The organism is Neobacillus niacini (assembly GCF_031456445.1).
In the GTDB taxonomy this organism is placed as follows: domain Bacteria; phylum Bacillota; class Bacilli; order Bacillales; family Cytobacillaceae; genus Neobacillus; species Neobacillus niacini_I.
This window is the reverse complement of record NZ_JAVDUQ010000080.1, coordinates 1-3,125: the sequence shown is the minus strand read 5'-3', so window position 1 is coordinate 3,125 and position 3,125 is coordinate 1. Positions and strand designations below refer to the sequence as shown.

Here is a 3,125-nt window from a genome sequence, read left to right as displayed (position 1 = left end):
ATGTCATTGCATTACCTCATTCTACTGTTTATCTTAATATGTTTAATAACTTCTCAGTTAGTAATTGTAACAAATTTGAAGCAGTCAATTAACCACGATTTGAATATTTTTCTTATTGAGCTAAACTGCGCCGTTAGTTGAAGAAGAAAATAAAATCTTTATTTTATAAATAAAAAAGAGAGCCTTAGCTCTCCAACAATCGGTTAACTTTCTGAATCTCCCCTTCAAATAACCTCATGTCCAACTCGTAATCATCATGACCATCAAATGAATCCAACATATCTTTTTCTTGATGTAATGTTATCAAATACTGCTCCAATGAAAACCCACCACTTTGGATTGTATTCTCAAATACAACTTTAAATCTGCTCATTTATTTCACCTCGACAGATAGTATTTCCAATACAATAAATGAAATTCGTATTTTTACCAAATATAAAAGGACCATTTAGGTCCGTTTGGCTTCTTCAAGAAAAGCACCCGTTAGTTTAAGTGAAAATCTTCACAATCTTTTTTTACCTTAACAAAATCTAATCCCTTAATGTGTAGGAGCATATCAAAAAGACGCCTTCCTACTAAAGAAAAGCGTACTTTAGCTGAATAAGTAAAATTTCTATGTTAGCGCCTTTTTTAATAAAATTAAATTAGTGTTGCAATCCATTAACCATTTTAGTCAGTTCCGCCTCAAGTCGATCAAAGTTCTGTTCATTTGCTTCGTAACAGAAACTTCTCACTTTTTCGCATTCATTAACTGATTTGTGGAGCATTTGCCATATAAGTTCGGTTTTGCCTTCTTTCTCAACAAATGTAATGGTTAATAAAAATTCATGTATTGGCCCCAGATGGTGGATAACAATCTTTTCAGGTTCAATTATTTCGGAAATGATGGATTTATTCTCATAATCTACACCATTGGGTCCATGCATAATGAAACGCCAAATACCGTTTGGTCGCATATCGAACTCATGAAACGTATTAGTAAAGCCCTCGGGTCCCCACCATTTTTCTAAATGATTCGGGTCACTGAATGCTTTGAACATGATTTCACGTGGCACATTGAAGATACGTGTGTTGACAATCTCACGATCAGAGATTGGCTCAGGAGAGTTAATAATCTTCGATACCCCAGAGGATACTTCTAACTCTTGATTATTTTTCAACTGTTCACCAAGCTGATCCAGCAAAATACTTGTCCCGTGCTCACGAACTGCAGCTGTATCATAGCCGTCTAGGAACGCGCCTTGCTCGGTAAAAATCAGGTGTGTTCCTTCATCAATTTGTTTAAACTCGACCGTTGCTACAGAAACGGAAATCCGCGTTTCATCGAGATCCATGGTGTAAGAATAGACAATACGGTGGTCAGGAATGATCTCCTGATAGTGAGCCTTAAATGTGTAAACAGGACCTCCTGGAGGGCCGCCATGATTTATCTCTTGTCCACCCACTCGAAAATCAAACTCTTCCGCCTCAGTGAACCATTTTGCTTTATGCTCTGGGTCCGCCCATGCAGCGAATACCACTTCAGGTGTGAAATTATACACCTTTTCAATAACAAAGGTATCGTGTGTTGCAAAGTGTTTTTTCATTCTCACTTCCTCCTTTTTTGGTGAGACGGATGATTAGAAAGGAATTCGCCAAGTCGATCAAATTGGCGCTCCATATTCTTTTGGCGCCCGTAAAAATAATTTTCATGACTTTTTTTCATCATTCCAATTGAATTTGTAAAATCTTGAACCGTCAATGTCTCTTTCGTTTGCAAAATCTCTGATACATTTTGTAAATCTTTTAACAGCTTCTGTTGAACTCTTATATTTTCTCTTAAACGTTCTATTTGAAGAGTCACCACTTCAATAGGGTTATACGTATCGTCGGCCAGGATCGATTTAATTTCCTCGAGCGTTAATCCTAAATCTTTTAGACTAAGAATTTGCTGTAACCGCGAAAGATCTGTGGCGTTATATAGGCGATATCCTGATTCTGAATAATCTGATGGTGAGAACAATTCAATTTGGTCATAATACCGCAAGGTCCGAATCGTTAAACCTGTTAACTTTGCAAGTTCCCCTGTCTTCCATTTCTTCTTACATGAAACTAAAATAACCACCCCCTTATTTCGCGAGAATTTTTACCGGTATCTTCACTATAAACCGTTACGTCACGTAAGAGTCAAGGGAAAATAAATTTTTTTGAATCATGAGAAAATCTTTATCCTACCTCGATAGCTTAAGTGTAACTTTTCATAAACAATCTTTAAGCCGTATGTTTACTGTTCATGATTCTTCCACAATCTGTCCCGATTGTGGAAAAAAAGCTAATGATGATTGTTCAACTAAACTGCCCCGTTAGCAGAACAAGAACAGCGACTACTCTAATTGAATAATCGCACCAGTTAGGCTAATATCCACATACCTTATTCAGAAAAGGTAATAATACAACTAAATAGCCTTAAAGAGGTGTGCTTAAATGAAAAAGCTACATATCGCTTTTATAATCTCTCTTCTTATTACATCTTTTCAAACAACAGCTTTAGCAGATAAACCAACTCAAGATTCCAAAGAACTTCGGTTACAGGATATGCTTATGATTATGCTAACTCCTTATATCAGAGAAGATTTGAATAAATATTATCATCCCAAGATTTTAAAGGACTTTTATCCGCAAGTAACTCCACAGAACATTGATGTGGTTGAAACAAAAAGAAATCACCCCTTTGGCAATGTATTGGAGATTACATTTGAAATCGAACCAGACGATGGTGGTCATCACGTTCTAGTTGGCAAGGACAAAATGACTTATCAGATTTCTTATGGACCTGATGTGAAGTTAATAAATCATACGCACTTAAAGACATATAAATACCCTCCTCCTGACTTGCACTTGCAGGGAACGTTTGATTTTAATAGGCTGCCACATTTGTTTAAGTATGTTCTTAAGAAACCTTTTTAGGTTAATATATCTCTTTAGTTGAGTTCACTGTTAAATATCCGTTTCACCCTATTCTAATGCAATCTTAACTATTTCTTCTTCAACTAGTCGAGTAGAAAGAAACCTCTCTACCTTAACGGTAGATTGCATTCCTCCCCCTCACAGAACCGTGCTTGCACTATTAATGCACACGGCTCCTC

At 36.5% G+C, this 3,125-nt stretch carries 3 protein-coding genes and 1 pseudogene; 1 reads left to right on the top strand and 3 read right to left on the bottom strand.

Features of this window, described 5'->3' with window-relative positions:
- Positions 1–184: 184 nt before the first annotated feature.
- The 3 genes from J2Y67_RS27640 to J2Y67_RS27630 all read right to left on the bottom strand — a co-directional run bounded on the left by J2Y67_RS27640 (position 185) and on the right by J2Y67_RS27630 (position 2,104).
- Positions 185–373, bottom strand: a complete 189-nt coding sequence (locus J2Y67_RS27640) for a hypothetical protein (protein ID WP_088087141.1) — start codon at positions 371–373, stop codon at positions 185–187.
- Between the two features lie 271 nt (positions 374–644).
- Positions 645–1,586 (bottom strand): SRPBCC family protein, encoded by a 942-nt coding sequence (locus J2Y67_RS27635; protein WP_310179378.1) that lies wholly within the window; start codon positions 1,584–1,586, stop codon positions 645–647.
- Positions 1,587–1,588: 2 nt separating this feature from the next.
- A complete protein-coding gene (locus tag J2Y67_RS27630; RefSeq protein ID WP_310179377.1) occupies positions 1,589–2,104 on the bottom strand; it encodes a MerR family transcriptional regulator in 516 nt (171 codons plus the stop codon).
- A 359-nt stretch (positions 2,105–2,463) separates the two neighbouring features.
- On the opposite strand from J2Y67_RS27630, the pseudogene J2Y67_RS27625 reads away from it, so the two are divergent.
- Positions 2,464–2,865 (top strand): annotated as a pseudogene (locus tag J2Y67_RS27625) (DUF3888 domain-containing protein); the annotation flags it as partial.
- Positions 2,866–3,125 lie beyond the last annotated feature (260 nt).

Excerpts from the sequence above, each read along its gene's own strand:
- J2Y67_RS27635 (WP_310179378.1), bottom strand. The coding sequence starts at position 1,586 with ATGAAAAAACACTTTGCAACACACGATACCTTTGTTATTGAAAAGGTG.
- J2Y67_RS27640 (WP_088087141.1), bottom strand. The coding sequence starts at position 373 with ATGAGCAGATTTAAAGTTGTATTTGAGAATACAATCCAAAGTGGTGGG.